Origin of the sequence: Hymenobacter sp. APR13, assembly GCF_000737515.1 — a bacterium.
Lineage (GTDB): Bacteria > Bacteroidota > Bacteroidia > Cytophagales > Hymenobacteraceae > Hymenobacter.
The window spans coordinates 1,196,017-1,208,803 of record NZ_CP006587.1; the positions used below are offsets into that span (position 1 = coordinate 1,196,017).

16 protein-coding genes are annotated in these 12,787 nt (G+C 60.8%); 14 read left to right on the top strand and 2 right to left on the bottom strand.

The window, feature by feature from the left end; genetic code table 11:
• Positions 1–10: 10 nt before the first annotated feature.
• The 5 genes from N008_RS05075 to pruA all read left to right on the top strand — a co-directional run bounded on the left by N008_RS05075 (position 11) and on the right by pruA (position 4,587).
• Positions 11–706, top strand: coding sequence for a YjjG family noncanonical pyrimidine nucleotidase (locus N008_RS05075; RefSeq protein WP_044014244.1), 696 nt, complete (start codon positions 11–13; stop codon positions 704–706).
• An 82-nt stretch (positions 707–788) separates the two neighbouring features.
• Positions 789–1,688: a DUF3592 domain-containing protein gene (locus N008_RS05080; protein WP_156109028.1), complete on the top strand. Its 900-nt coding sequence runs from the start codon at positions 789–791 to the stop codon at positions 1,686–1,688.
• 119 nt (positions 1,689–1,807) lie between these two features.
• A complete protein-coding gene (locus N008_RS21320) occupies positions 1,808–2,356 on the top strand; it encodes a hypothetical protein (protein ID WP_052381209.1) in 549 nt (182 codons plus the stop codon).
• Between the two features lie 75 nt (positions 2,357–2,431).
• Positions 2,432–2,824, top strand: a complete 393-nt coding sequence (locus tag N008_RS05090) for a DUF3592 domain-containing protein (RefSeq protein WP_410471202.1) — start codon at positions 2,432–2,434, stop codon at positions 2,822–2,824.
• Positions 2,825–2,922: 98 nt separating this feature from the next.
• Positions 2,923–4,587, top strand: coding sequence for an L-glutamate gamma-semialdehyde dehydrogenase (pruA, locus tag N008_RS05095; protein WP_044014250.1), 1,665 nt, complete (start codon positions 2,923–2,925; stop codon positions 4,585–4,587).
• A 61-nt stretch (positions 4,588–4,648) separates the two neighbouring features.
• Here pruA and N008_RS05100 read toward each other — a convergent pair whose 3' ends face one another.
• On the bottom strand, positions 4,649–5,254 hold the full coding sequence (locus N008_RS05100) for a Uma2 family endonuclease (protein WP_044014252.1): 606 nt from the start codon (positions 5,252–5,254) through the stop codon (positions 4,649–4,651).
• Between the two features lie 13 nt (positions 5,255–5,267).
• Positions 5,268–5,867, bottom strand: coding sequence for a Uma2 family endonuclease (locus N008_RS22280; protein WP_044014254.1), 600 nt, complete (start codon positions 5,865–5,867; stop codon positions 5,268–5,270).
• Positions 5,868–5,999: 132 nt separating this feature from the next.
• Here N008_RS22280 and N008_RS05110 point away from each other — a divergent pair, with 132 nt between their 5' ends.
• The 9 genes from N008_RS05110 to N008_RS05145 all read left to right on the top strand — a co-directional run bounded on the left by N008_RS05110 (position 6,000) and on the right by N008_RS05145 (position 12,761).
• Positions 6,000–6,392 carry an NADH-quinone oxidoreductase subunit A gene (locus N008_RS05110; RefSeq protein ID WP_044014256.1) on the top strand — a complete coding sequence of 131 codons (393 nt, stop codon included), beginning with the start codon at positions 6,000–6,002 and terminating at the stop codon, positions 6,390–6,392.
• A gap of 81 nt (positions 6,393–6,473) precedes the next feature.
• Entirely contained in the window at positions 6,474–7,028 is a 555-nt protein-coding gene (locus N008_RS05115; protein ID WP_044000931.1) for an NADH-quinone oxidoreductase subunit B, read from the top strand.
• 89 nt (positions 7,029–7,117) lie between these two features.
• The gene (locus N008_RS05120) at positions 7,118–7,681 is read left to right on the top strand and encodes an NADH-quinone oxidoreductase subunit C (protein WP_231569784.1); all 564 of its coding nucleotides are present in this window, start codon (positions 7,118–7,120) and stop codon (positions 7,679–7,681) included.
• A gap of 95 nt (positions 7,682–7,776) precedes the next feature.
• A complete protein-coding gene (locus N008_RS05125) occupies positions 7,777–9,045 on the top strand; it encodes an NADH-quinone oxidoreductase subunit D (protein WP_044014258.1) in 1,269 nt (422 codons plus the stop codon).
• A 12-nt stretch (positions 9,046–9,057) separates the two neighbouring features.
• Positions 9,058–9,375: a nucleotidyltransferase family protein gene (locus N008_RS22285; RefSeq protein ID WP_071884487.1), complete on the top strand. Its 318-nt coding sequence runs from the start codon at positions 9,058–9,060 to the stop codon at positions 9,373–9,375.
• A complete protein-coding gene (locus N008_RS22290) occupies positions 9,341–9,691 on the top strand; it encodes a DUF86 domain-containing protein (RefSeq protein ID WP_071884488.1) in 351 nt (116 codons plus the stop codon). Before N008_RS22285 ends, N008_RS22290 begins: the two co-directional genes overlap by 35 nt.
• Positions 9,691–10,266 carry a complex I 24 kDa subunit family protein gene (gene nuoE, locus N008_RS05135; protein WP_044014262.1) on the top strand — a complete coding sequence of 192 codons (576 nt, stop codon included), beginning with the start codon at positions 9,691–9,693 and terminating at the stop codon, positions 10,264–10,266. The genes N008_RS22290 and nuoE overlap by 1 nt, the downstream gene beginning before the upstream one ends.
• Positions 10,267–10,286: 20 nt before the next feature.
• Positions 10,287–11,627, top strand: coding sequence for an NADH-quinone oxidoreductase subunit NuoF (nuoF, locus tag N008_RS05140; RefSeq protein ID WP_044000928.1), 1,341 nt, complete (start codon positions 10,287–10,289; stop codon positions 11,625–11,627).
• A gap of 132 nt (positions 11,628–11,759) precedes the next feature.
• A complete protein-coding gene (locus N008_RS05145) occupies positions 11,760–12,761 on the top strand; it encodes a 2Fe-2S iron-sulfur cluster-binding protein (protein WP_044014264.1) in 1,002 nt (333 codons plus the stop codon).
• Positions 12,762–12,787 lie beyond the last annotated feature (26 nt).

Sequence of the window (12,787 nt, forward strand, 5' to 3'; positions counted from 1 at the left end):
CAACACTTGCATGAAAAACTACCGTCACCTCTTCTTCGACCTCGACCATACGCTGTGGGACTTTGAAACCAACGCCGATGAAACCCTGCGCTACCTGTTCGCGCAGCACAACATCGGCCGGCACGGGGTGTCGGTAGAAAAGTTTATCAAGGAGTATTCTGATATCAACCACGGTTTGTGGCGGCTGTACCAGGGCGGCAAAATCAACCAGCAGCAGCTGCGCGCCACCCGCTTCCCGCGCACCTTCGTGCAAATGGGGCTGCGGGAGGAGGATTCGCCGGCGGGCATCTCGGAGCAGTTCACCGACCTGCTGCCCCTGAAAAAGGCCGTGTTTCCGTACACCTACGAGGTGCTCGACTACCTGCGCGACAAAGGCTACCGCCTGCACCTCATCACCAACGGCTTCCGCGACATCCAGTACCTCAAGCTCGATGCGTCTCAGCTCACGGAGTATTTCGAGGAAATCGTGACGTCGGAGTGCTGCGGCCACCTCAAGCCCGATACCCGCATTTTCGAGCACGCGCTGGAGCGCGCCGGTGCCAACGCCCCGGAAAGCCTCATGATTGGCGACAATCTGGAGTGCGACGTGCTGGGGGCCTACAACGCCGGCCTCGACCAGGTTTACTTTAACCCCGCCAAGCGCCGCCACTTTAACCAGATTACCTACGAAATCAGCTGCCTGAGCGAGCTGAAGGAGATTTTGTAGTTCAGGTGGCCTGTCCGGCCGTAAACCACGGCGTGCTATGAGCAGCAACGAGAAGGAAAGCCCCAGAAGTGCATTCTTCACCTTGTCCGTCTTATTCTGTTTCGCGACTTGGGCCGTCTGGCTTCATTACCAGACCGTTACCGGGCCGGTCGCGCTGGCCACGGTAGTCAGCAAGGAAGCCCGTCGGCACAAAGGCTCTTACGACTATTACCTCACCGTCCGTTTTGTGCACAAGGGCCTGCAGGTAGCTACCAGCCAGCTGGAAGTGACAAAAGGCCACTACCCGGATTTCAGGCCCGGTGATATTTTCCCCATCACCTACGCCCGGACTTCGCCGGAAGACACCGCCTTTGCTGGCGCCCCGTTTTTTGTCCGGTCTGTGGCCATAGGCTACGGCCTGATGGCCCTGCTGCTGGTGTTCCTCTTCCGCGCCATGCGCCAGGAAAACCAGCCGGCCGGACGGTACCGGCACCCACCGAAACGCCGTACTTCGGGCCGCCACGCGGCGGCAGCCGCGCTGGCATGGGCGGGGGTGGGGGCCATTGCGTTCAGTGGCGGAATCATCAGCTGCCGCCACAGTGCGTTGGCAACGAAGGCGGCCCCCGTGGCTTACGAATACCAGGATGCCACGCTGCTACGCGTGGAGTATTCGGGCAGCACCCGCTACGCCTCCGCGCTGCTGCAGCTGCCCGCGCCGGCCAGCCAAGCTCCGGTCCGGCTCTCCCTGTCGCCCGAGCAGCACGCGCTGCTACAGGCCCGTCTGTCGCGGCCCCATACCGGCAGCCTGCAGGTGCCGGTTGCCTACCTGCCCGCCACACCCCACCAGGTGTTGCTGGCAGATACCAGCCTGGGCCCGCCCGCCGCTGACACCGATTCTCCCCTCGGCATCAGCTACAATATGCTGGGATGTATGCTGATTGCCGGCGGGCTGGTGCTCATTGTAGTGCATCTGATGCGCTACTCTCGCCGCGCAGAAGACTAGTAGCTTGGTTCTGCGGCCTTGTCCCCCGCCACTTTAAGCGGCAGGCCATTGCCGCAACCGGCTAACGTGGCCTGTTACCTGCACCTCCGAGACTACGTGCGCTCCTACCTTTGCCTCCGATGATACAGTTACTTGGTTTTTCAGGCCGCCGCGGCAGTGGCAAAGACACGGTGGCCCGCCTGCTTCAGCAGCTCCAGCCCGAACGGCAGTGGCATATTCGCTCCGTAGGTGAGCCCATCAAGGCCGTGTGCGCGGCACTGGCCGGCGAGGACACGGCCCCCTATTTCTCCCAACACGGCAAAACTGAGCTGCTGCCGACGTTCGGGCGCACCCGCGGCGAAATGCTCCAGCAGGTAGGCCTGGCTCTGCGCCTCTGGGAGCCCGATATCTGGGTGCAGGCGTTCTTTTCGCAGCTGCCGGCCGAGCAGCACACCCTGATTCCGGACGTGCGCTTTCCCAATGAAGCCGACCTCATCCGCAGCCGCGGCGGCCTGATGATACGCGTGGAAGGCGACCCGCTGCACCAGCGCGGCGACGGCACCCGCGACGACGACCACCCCTCCGAAACCGCCCTCGACCACTACCCCCACTTCGACTTCATCCTCCACAACTCCGGCTCCGTCGCCGACCTGGAATGGCAGGTGCGGGCGCTGCTGCAGCGGCTGTAGACAGGTCAAGTTATGCGTAGTTATTCTCGTTTTAATGCGTGGGTTCGGGCCTGGCTGCTGCTGCCCTTGGCCATCGTGCTGCTGCTGTCGGTACTGGGGAAAGCGTGGCAGCGCTGGCAAATCCTGCATGGTACCCAGGCAGCGGCCCGCGTCCATCTGAAGCTTGGCAAGGAGGGCTCCGGCAGCAGCGGCACCTACCATCTCATTGTAAAATACCGGCACCCGCAAGGCCAGGAGCAATACGCTCGGGTAGCGACGGACAGAAGTACCCACAACGCGCTGCCGCTGGGTGCCCCGGTTCAGGTAAGCTACCATCTTGACCATCAGAATGCACTGCTGGCTGATGAGTGGGCATTCAGTGGTCAGCTGCTCGTATTACTGGGAGTTGGCCTGGTACTGCTGTCTGCCGGCTGGGGCGCCAACCACCGCTGGCGGCATCGGCGGCGGAATGGCTATTTGCCGCACTAGCACCCGACCACGTAAGTAGCCCGGCGGCCGGGCCAAACCGCCTTTCCTTCTACCTTTGCCCTTCCCCACCACCCATCACGCCAAACCAGCACTTCACTATGGCCAACGGCTTTTTCAACGTCCCGACCCCGATCAACGAGCCCGTAAAAGGCTACGCGCCCAACTCGCCGGAGCGTATTGAGTTGCTCAAGACTCTCAAGGAGCTCAAGCAGCAGCAGCGCGACATTCCAATGCACATCGGCGGCCAGGAAATCCGTACCGGCAGGAAGCAGAACATCACCCCACCCCACGACCACCAGCACGTGCTGGGCCAGTTCCACGAAGGCGACGCCTCGCACGTAGCGCAGGCCATCGACGCCGCTCTGGCCGCCCGCCCGCTGTGGGCCGAAATGCCCTGGGAGCACCGCGCCGCCATCTTCCTGAAGGCCGCCGACCTGCTGGCCGGCCCCTACCGGGCGCGCATCAACGCGGCCACCATGCTGGGCCAGAGCAAAAACGCCTTCCAGGCCGAAATCGACGCGGCCTGCGAGCTGATCGACTTCTTCCGGTTCAACGTGCACTTCATGCAGCAGATCTACCAGCAGCAGCCCGAGAGCCTGCCCGGTATGTGGAACCGCCTGGAGCATCGCCCGCTGGAAGGCTTCGTGTTTGCCCTCACGCCCTTCAATTTCACCTCCATTGCCGCCAACCTGCCCGCCTCGGTGGCCATAATGGGCAACGTGGTGGTGTGGAAGCCCGCCAACACCCAGATCTACTCGGCCCAGGTGCTGATGGAGCTGTTCAAGGAAGCCGGCGTGCCCGACGGCGTTATCAACCTGGTGTACGTGGACGGCCCCACCGCTGGCGAGGTCATCTTCAAGCACCGCGACTTTGCCGGCATCCACTTTACCGGCTCCACCGGCGTGTTCCAGAACATCTGGAAAACCATCGGCGAGAACATCAGCAGCTACAAGAGCTACCCGCGCATCGTGGGCGAAACCGGCGGCAAGGATTTTATCCTGGCCCACCCCTCGGCGCACGCCAAGGCCGTGGCCGTGGGCATCAGCCGGGGCGCGTTTGAGTACCAGGGCCAGAAGTGCTCGGCCGCCTCGCGGGTGTACCTGCCCAGCAACCTGGCCGACGAAATTCTGGGCTACGTGAAGGAAGACCTGGCCTCGTTCCGGATGGGCGACGTGGAGGACTTCTCCAACTTCATCAACGCCGTTATCGACGAGAAATCCTTCGATAAGCTGGCCAAGTACATCGACGGCGCCAAGGCCGACCCGAACGCCGAAATCGTGGCCGGTGGCGGTTACGACAAGTCGAAAGGCTACTTCATCGAGCCCACCGTCATCGTAACCAAGGACCCCAAGTACGTGACGATGTGCGAGGAGCTGTTCGGCCCCGTGGTGACAGTGCACATCTACGACGCCGACAAGTTCGACGAAGTATTGGAGCTGGTGGATACGACCTCGCCCTACGCCCTCACCGGCGCCATCTTCTCGCAGGACCGCTACGCCATCGACCACGCCTCGAAGAAGCTGGTGCACGCCGCCGGCAACTTCTACATTAACGACAAGCCCACCGGCGCGGTAGTCGGCCAGCAGCCCTTCGGCGGCGCCCGCGCCTCCGGCACCAACGACAAGGCCGGCTCCATGCTGAACCTGCTCCGCTGGGTGTCGCCGCGCGCCATCAAGGAAACCTTCGTGCCCGTCACGGATTACCGCTACCCCTTCCTGGGCTCCGAGCCCAAGGAGGACCTGAACCGCGACAAGGGGTTGTAGGCCGTTTGGTTTTGAATGCAAAAGGCCGCTCTGGAATTCTAGGGCGGCCTTCTTATTGGTGCTATCGGAGTCGTATCTGGGGCGGCTGTTCCAGCTTCACGCGGGTGTACAGCTCGGTCAACGGCACCCGGATAGACAAGGCTGAAAGATGGAGTTCGTCGCTGAGCTTATCGTACACTTGTAACGTCCACTCATTTTCCGCTCCCACCGCTTCGGATTGCCGCGTGAGACATTCCACCCAGCAATAATCCTGACGCACCAGCACGTAATGGCGGAGGCTGGGGAGTTGCTGGTACAGCCGCAGCTTACTCGTGCGGTCGTAATCGGCGCTGCTGGGGGAAAGCACTTCGAAAACCACGCTGGGGTGCGCCAGAATCCGGTCGGCCGTGAGGTCGTCCGGATGGCAGGAAACAGTAAGGTCAGGATACAGAAAGCACGCCTCTTCCACCTTTAGTTGAGCTCCGTCGAGAAACACTTCGCATTGCTCCGGATTCAGCCGGTCACCCAACGCCCGGTAACCATTCCCAATGATGCGGTTATGCGGCAACGAAGCCCCCGACATGGCGAATATCTCGCCGCGGTAAAATTCGTGGCGGATTTCTGAGCTTTCTTCCAGCTTCAGGTATTCTTCTACAGTGTACTGAGTGGGTATTGCGGCCTGTTCCATGTGCGGTTGTCGGTTAGTTACTGCGTGGCTTATCCCACTCCGGCTGAATGTCCAGTTCTGTATACAGCTCAGCCAGTGGCAGCGTAATGCCCAGCTCCGAAATCGTCACCGCCTCGTCCTGGCTGGCCAACGGCGTGAACGACCACACGCCCGACGGCTCCCGCCGGTACCACTCCACCAGCCACTTATCGGCCGATACCAGCAGGTAGTGCTGCAACGAGGCCAGCTGCGTGTAGCGGCTGAACTTCCAGATTCGGTCGTGGCTTTCCGTTCCCGGCGACAATACTTCAATAATAAGCACCGGGTGGTGCATCATTATTTTATCTGGTGAGTCGTCGGGGTGGCAGGTCACCATCACGTCCGGGTACGTGTACAATTCCCCCTCACGCACAGCCAACCGAACGTTTTCGTCATACACCCGGCAGCCTTTACCCCGGAGCGCGAGCCGCAGACTAATCACACAGTTTTGCTTCACAATGTTGTGAAACCCGAGACCACCCGACATAGCGAAGATTTCACCCCGGTAATACAGGTGTCGTACTTCCGATACTTCCTCCAGAGCGAAGTATTCTTCTACAGTATAAAGGTGTGGGGTAGCTAGAGCGGGTTCCACAGGCAGTAGGGCTTGGTGTTCACCAAATATACGCCTTTCTCCTACCCTCCTATTTCACCTTTGTTCCCAACCGGCTAGGTCCTACCTTTGCCTCCCATGCCGTTTCTACGCGGCGTTTATTTGTCGCAGCCTATGCTTCTCGCCGTTCCGACCCAATATCAGCCCCAGGATTTTCTGCCCATCGTGGTGCAGTTTGTGCTGGCCGTGGCCTTCGTGGCCTTCGCCATGATTACATCTCACCTGCTGGGCCCGCGCCGCAAGAGCGTGGTGAAGGATGAAGCCTTCGAGTGCGGCATCGAGTCGGTGGGCAACGCCCGCACCCCGATTTCGGTGAAATACTTCCTCACGGCCATCCTGTTCGTGCTTTTCGACGTGGAAGTTATCTTCATGTACCCCTGGGCCGTGAACTTCCGCCAGCTGGGCACCACCGGCTTCTACCAGATGCTGGTGTTCCTGGCTTTGCTGATGGCTGGCTTCGCCTACGTTATCAAAAAAGGCGTTTTGCGCTGGAACGAAGCCCGTTAAGGCCTACTGGCGGCAACCTTTGGCCCCGGCCACGTGTTGCCTTTCTGAAGCGTCGCCGCTTCCCCAATCTGACTTGCTCTCATGGATACCCGAGTTCCTGAAATCAAAACGGTAGACGCGCCCGACGGCCTCGAAGGCGCCGGCTTCTTTGCTACCTCCCTGGAGAAAGTGGTGGGCATTGCCCGCGCCAACTCGCTCTGGCCATTGCCCTTCGCCACCTCCTGCTGCGGCATCGAGTTCATGGCTACCATGGGCTCCCGCTACGACATCTCCCGCTTCGGCTCGGAGCGCCCCAGCTTCTCACCCCGGCAGGCCGACCTGCTGATGGTGATGGGCACCATCGCCAAGAAGATGGCCCCCATCGTGAAGCAGGTGTACGAGCAGATGGCCGAGCCACGCTGGGTGCTGGCCATGGGCGCTTGCGCCTCCTCGGGCGGTATTTTCGATACCTACTCCGTGCTCCAGGGCATCGACCGGATCATTCCGGTAGATGTGTACGTGCCCGGCTGCCCACCCCGCCCCGAGCAGGTGCTCGACGGCCTGATGCGCATCCAGGACCTGGCCAAAAACGAATCCTTCCGCCGCCGCAACTCGCCCGAGTATCAGGCCCTGCTGGCGTCGTACAACATCAAGTAAGTAGTGAGTATTGGGTATTGAGTAGGTAGACTTTTCATCGTCGGCAGCTCAATACTCAATACCAAATACTCAATACTAAGTACTCAGAAATGGCTGACCAGAACGAATCCATCCCGGCTCAGGAACAGGCTGCCGCCCAGGACCCGGCCGCGCAGAAAAACGCGCAGCTGCTGGCTCTGCTGCACCGCCTGTTCGGGGCCGACGCCTTCACCGACGTGGAGGAGCCCTACGGCCTGCTGACCGCCACCACCACCCGGGAGCGGATTCACGACATCATTGAAGGCCTGCAGAAGGACGAGGAGCTCCAGCTCAACTTCCTGACCACAATGTGCGGCATGCACTTCCCCGACCGGCCCGGTCAGGAACTCGGCATGGTGTACCACCTGCACAGCCTCACCCAGAACATCCGGTTGCGCCTGAAGATCTTCTTCCCGATTGCCGACCCGGTTGCCCCGACCCTGACCGACCTCTACGCCACCGCCAACTGGATGGAGCGCGAGGCCTTCGACTTCTACGGCATCATCTTCCCCGGCCACCCCAACCTCATGCGCATCCTCAATGTGGAGGACATGGACTACCACCCGATGCGCAAGGAGTACGCCCTGGAAGACGGTACCCGCGAAGACAAAACCGACCTGTTCTTCGGACGATAGTTTTTTAGTGCTTAGTGCCTTGTGCTTGGTGCATAGGCAACAAAATCAGACCTGATTACTAAGCACGAAGCACTGAGCACTAAGCACCAAACCAGATGGCAGTAAACGACACGCTGGAAGGCACCCATAAAATCATTGAGTCGGCCCGGGAGCAGGAGCCGCGGCTGAACCCGCTGGCCCCTACCGTCAACGACTTCAACCAGGAGCTCACCACGCTGAACCTGGGCCCCACGCACCCCGCTACCCACGGCATCTTCCAGAACATTCTGCAGATGGACGGCGAGCGGATTGTGGCGGGTGTGCCCACCATCGGCTACATCCACCGCGCCTTCGAGAAGATTGCCGAGCGCCGGCCCTTCTACCAGATTACGCCCCTGACGGACCGCATGAACTACTGTTCGTCGCCCATCAACAACATGGGCTGGCACATGACGGTGGAGAAGCTGCTGGGCGTGGAAGTTCCAAAGCGCGCCCAGTACATCCGGGTTATCCTGATGGAGTTGGCCCGCATCACCGACCACCTGATCTGCAACGGCATTCTGGGCGTGGATACGGGCGCTTTCACCGGCTTCCTCTACCTCATGGATGAGCGGGAGAAGGTGTACGAGATTTACGAGGAAGTAAGCGGCGCCCGCCTCACCACCAACATGGGCCGCGTGGGCGGCATGGAGCGCGACTTCTCCGACGTGGCCATTGCCAAGCTGCGCGCTTGGCTGAAGACCTTCCCGGCCGTGATGGCGGAGTTCGAGAAGATGTTCAACCGCAACCGCATCTTCATGGACCGCGTGGTGGACGTGGGCGGCATTTCGGCCGAACGCGCCCTCAACTACGGCTTCACCGGCCCCAACCTGCGCGCCGCCGGCGTCGATTACGATGTGCGGGTGATGAACCCCTACTCCAGCTACCAGGACTTCGAGTTCGAAATTCCGGTGGGCACCAAGGGCGACACCTACGACCGATTCATGGTGCGCAACGAGGAAATCTGGCAGAGCCTGCGCATCATCACGCAGGCCCTGGAAAACCTGCCCCAAGGCCCCTACCACGCCGACGCGCCGCATTTCTACCTGCCGCCCAAACAGGCCGTGTACCAGAACATGGAGGCCCTCATCTATCACTTCAAGATTGTGATGGGCGAGATTGACGCTCCCGTGGGCGAGGTTTACCACTCGGTGGAAGGCGGCAACGGCGAGCTGGGTTTCTACCTGGTATCCGACGGCGGCCGCACGCCCTACCGCCTGCACTTCCGCCGGCCCTGCTTCATCTACTACCAAGCCTACACCGAAATGGTGGTGGGCCAGACCCTCTCCGACGCCATCGTGACGCTGTCGTCGATGAACGTAATTGCCGGGGAGCTCGACGCGTAAACCATTTTTGCCGTGTATCTCTCGCCTCAGCAGTTGCGCATCATTCAGGACTTCTTTCGGACCAAACCGGTGCGAAAGGTGTATCTGTTTGGTTCGTATGCGCGGGGCGAGGCTACCGCCGAAAGCGACATCGACTTACTCGCTGAGCTGGACCATACGGAGCCTATCGGCTGGAATTTTTTCGGCTGGCATGAGGAATTGGCCACTCTACTGGGAAATCCGGTGGACCTGAGTACGCCACAAGGTCTGGCACCCATGTACCGGCCGTTTATTGAAGCCGACCGAACCCTTATCTATGAAAGGTCAGATTGGCGACAAACAGCGGCTTGAGCACATGCTTTTGGCAATAGCCGAAGTGGAAGGATTTGTGGCCGGCCTCACCCGCCCGGAATTCGATCAGGACCACAAAACGCTTTTTGCCAGTGTGCGTGGCCTCGAAATTCTGGGGGAAGCAGCCCGTCACGTTTCTGATGAAACGAAGACCCGCTTCCCGGAGGTACCGTGGCAAAAGGCTACGCATCTTCGCAACTTTGTCATCCATCAGTACTTTGCCGTCGATAATGAAATTCTGTGGGAAGTGATACAGCACCAGTTGCCCCCTCTCCGTCCACAACTTGAACAAGTGCTCCGCGCACTTTCTACCTAATGGAAGCATCAACTACAACCGCGAAGCCGCAATTCTCCGAAGCCGCTCAGGCTGAAATTGCGCGCATCTGCAAGCAATACCCGGAGGAGCGCCGCAAATCGGCCATGCTGCCGGTGCTGCACATTGCCCAGGCCGAATTTGGCGGCTGGGTAAGCCCCGAAGTGCAGGATCTGGTGGCCGAAGTGCTGGGCGTGGCCCCGATTGAGGTGTACGAGGTGTCGTCGTTCTACACCATGTTCAACCTTAAGCCAGTCGGCAAGCACGTGCTGGAAATCTGCCGCACGGGCCCCTGCATGCTGCGCGGCTCCGACGAGCTGACGGCCCACTTGGAGCGCATCACGGGCGCCAAAGTAGGCGGTCCGGCTTCGGAAGACGGCCTGTTCACGCTCAAGGAAGTGGAGTGCCTGGCCGCCTGCGGCTTCGCCCCCATCGTGCAGGTACGCGAGAAATACTACGAGCAGCTTGATACCCCGGAAGCCGTGGACGCCATGCTTACGGAGCTGCGCAACCAGGTGCACCGCCCGGCCCTGCCCTGGGAAGAAACCGGCCTCCCGAACGCAGTGGCCAACAACTAACGTCTTTCAGCTCTGAACCTATGGGACGCAAACTGCTGACCGAACATATTAACGTTGAAGGCATCGACACCCTGGAGGTGTACCGCAAGCATGGCGGCTACCGCTCGGTGGAGAAGGCTCTGAAAACGATGACGCCCGATGAGGTGGTGGAAGAAGTGAAGAAGTCGGGCCTGCGGGGCCGCGGCGGCGCGGGCTTCCCCACGGGTATGAAGTGGAGCTTCCTGGCTAAGCCCGAGGGCGTGCCGCGCTACCTCGTCTGCAACGCCGACGAATCGGAGCCGGGCACCTTCAAGGACCGCCAGCTGATGTCGAAGCTGCCCCACCTGCTCATCGAGGGCATGATTACGAGCTCGTACGCGCTGGGCGCCAACACCTCGTATATCTACATCCGCGGCGAGTTGTTGTACGTGCTGCGCATCCTCGAAAAAGCTATTGCTGAAGCCTACGCGGCCGGTTTCCTGGGTAAGAACATCCTGGGCTCGGGCTACGACCTGGACCTGCACGTGCACCCCGGCGGCGGCGCTTACATCTGCGGTGAGGAAACTGCGCTGCTGGAAAGCCTGGAAGGCAAGCGCGGCAACCCGCGCAACAAGCCTCCATTCCCGGCTGTGCAGGGCCTCTACGCCCGCCCCACGGTGGTAAACAACGTGGAATCCATTGCCGCCGTGCCGGTGATTGTGAACGAGGGCGGCGACGAGTACGCCAAAATCGGGGTGGGCCGAAGCACCGGCACCAAGCTGATTTCGGCCTGCGGACACCTCAACAAGCCCGGCATCTACGAAATTGAGCTGGGTCTGCCCGTCGAGGAATTCATCTACTCAGATGAGTACTGCGGCGGCATCTGGAAGGGCCGCGACCTGAAGGCGGTAGTAGCCGGCGGTTCGTCGGTGCCGATTCTGCCCAAGGAGCTGATCCTGAAGACCGCCGCCGGCGAAAACCGCCTGATGACCTACGAGTCGCTCAGCGACGGGGGTTTCGTGACGGGTACCATGCTGGGCTCGGGTGGCTTCATTGCCATGGACGAGACGACCTGCATCGTGCGCAACACCTGGAACTTCTCGCGCTTCTACCACCACGAGTCGTGCGGGCAATGCTCTCCCTGCCGTGAGGGTACGGGCTGGATGGAAAAGGTGCTGCACCGCCTCGAGCACGGCCACGGCCACATGGAGGACATCGACCTGCTGGTAAGCGTGGCCAAGCAAATCGAGGGCAACACCATCTGCCCCCTCGGTGAAGCCGCCGCCTGGCCCGTAGCCGCCGCCGTGCGCCACTTCCGCCACGAGTTTGAGTGGCACGTGACCCACGCCAAGGAAGCCGCACAACCCGGCGCGGTGTACCGGGCCGGGGCCGTGCTGGCGTAACTGAACGTCATGCTGAGCTTGCCGAAGCATCTCTACCGCTTCGTTGAGTTATTTGAATTACCACTGCGGTAGAGATGCTTCGACTTCGCTGCGCTACGCTCAGCATGACGACCTAAAGACGACATAACTTCAATGGCTAAAATTACTTTCGACGGCATCGAGGTGGAAGTTCCGGACGGAACCACCATCCTGAATGCGGCCCGCCAGATTGGCGGCAGCATCGTGCCCCCGGCCATGTGCTACTACACCCCGCTGAAAGGCTCGGGCGGTAAGTGCCGCGCCTGCCTCGTTCGCGTGGCGGCCGGTTCGGCCAAAGACCCGCGCCCTATGCCCAAGCTCGTGGCCTCGTGCGTGACGCCGGTGCAGGATGGCATGGTGGTGGAAAACACCACCAACTCGCAGGTGCTGGACGTGCGCAAGGGCATCGTGGAGATGCTGCTCATCAACCATCCCCTGGATTGCCCCGTGTGCGACCAGGCCGGCGAGTGTGACCTGCAAAACTTCGCCTTCGAGCACGGTGTGAGCACCACCCGCTACCAGGAAGAGCGCCGCACCTTCGAGAAAATCGACATTGGCCCGCTGATTCAGCTGCACATGACGCGCTGCATCTTGTGCTACCGCTGCGTGTACACGGCCAACCAGATTACTGACAACCGCGTGCACGGCGTACTGGGCCGCGGCGACGCCGCCGAAATCGGCACCTACATCGAGAACATCATCGACAACGACTTCTCCGGCAACGTCATCGACGTGTGCCCGGTAGGCGCGCTGACCGATAAGACGTTCCGCTTCAAGTCGCGCGTGTGGTTCACGAAGCCCGTGAATGCGCACCGTGACTGCCCCAAGTGCTCCGGCAACGTGGTGCTCTGGTACAAAGGCAACGACGTGCTACGCACCACGGCCCGCAAGGACCAGTACGGCGAGGTGAAAGAGTGGATCTGCAACGAGTGCCGCTTCGAGAAGAAGGAAACTTCCGACTGGACCATCGAGGGCCCCGCCCACATCGACCGGTCTTCGGTTATTTCGGCCAACCACTACGAGCTGCCGGTCCTCAACCAGTCGGTAGTAGCCGACCTGCCCGAAAGCACCCAGCGCGACCTGCAGAAGAACCCACCGCTGAAATTAGGTAACTGATTTTCGGCTGTTAGCTGATGGCTGCT

Bases quoted from the DNA above. Each gene is read 5' to 3' on its own strand.
- nuoF (WP_044000928.1), top strand. From the start codon at position 10,287: ATGGGACGCAAACTGCTGACCGAACATATTAACGTTGAAGGCATCGAC.
- N008_RS05075 (WP_044014244.1), top strand. From the start codon at position 11: ATGAAAAACTACCGTCACCTCTTCTTCGACCTCGACCATACGCTGTGG.
- N008_RS05110 (WP_044014256.1), top strand. From the start codon at position 6,000: ATGCTTCTCGCCGTTCCGACCCAATATCAGCCCCAGGATTTTCTGCCC.
- pruA (WP_044014250.1), top strand. From the start codon at position 2,923: ATGGCCAACGGCTTTTTCAACGTCCCGACCCCGATCAACGAGCCCGTA.
- nuoE (WP_044014262.1), top strand. From the start codon at position 9,691: ATGGAAGCATCAACTACAACCGCGAAGCCGCAATTCTCCGAAGCCGCT.
- N008_RS05120 (WP_231569784.1), top strand. From the start codon at position 7,118: ATGGCTGACCAGAACGAATCCATCCCGGCTCAGGAACAGGCTGCCGCC.
- N008_RS05100 (WP_044014252.1), bottom strand. From the start codon at position 5,254: ATGGAACAGGCCGCAATACCCACTCAGTACACTGTAGAAGAATACCTG.
- N008_RS21320 (WP_052381209.1), top strand. From the start codon at position 1,808: ATGATACAGTTACTTGGTTTTTCAGGCCGCCGCGGCAGTGGCAAAGAC.
- N008_RS05125 (WP_044014258.1), top strand. From the start codon at position 7,777: ATGGCAGTAAACGACACGCTGGAAGGCACCCATAAAATCATTGAGTCG.
- N008_RS22290 (WP_071884488.1), top strand. From the start codon at position 9,341: ATGAAAGGTCAGATTGGCGACAAACAGCGGCTTGAGCACATGCTTTTG.
- N008_RS05145 (WP_044014264.1), top strand. From the start codon at position 11,760: ATGGCTAAAATTACTTTCGACGGCATCGAGGTGGAAGTTCCGGACGGA.
- N008_RS05115 (WP_044000931.1), top strand. From the start codon at position 6,474: ATGGATACCCGAGTTCCTGAAATCAAAACGGTAGACGCGCCCGACGGC.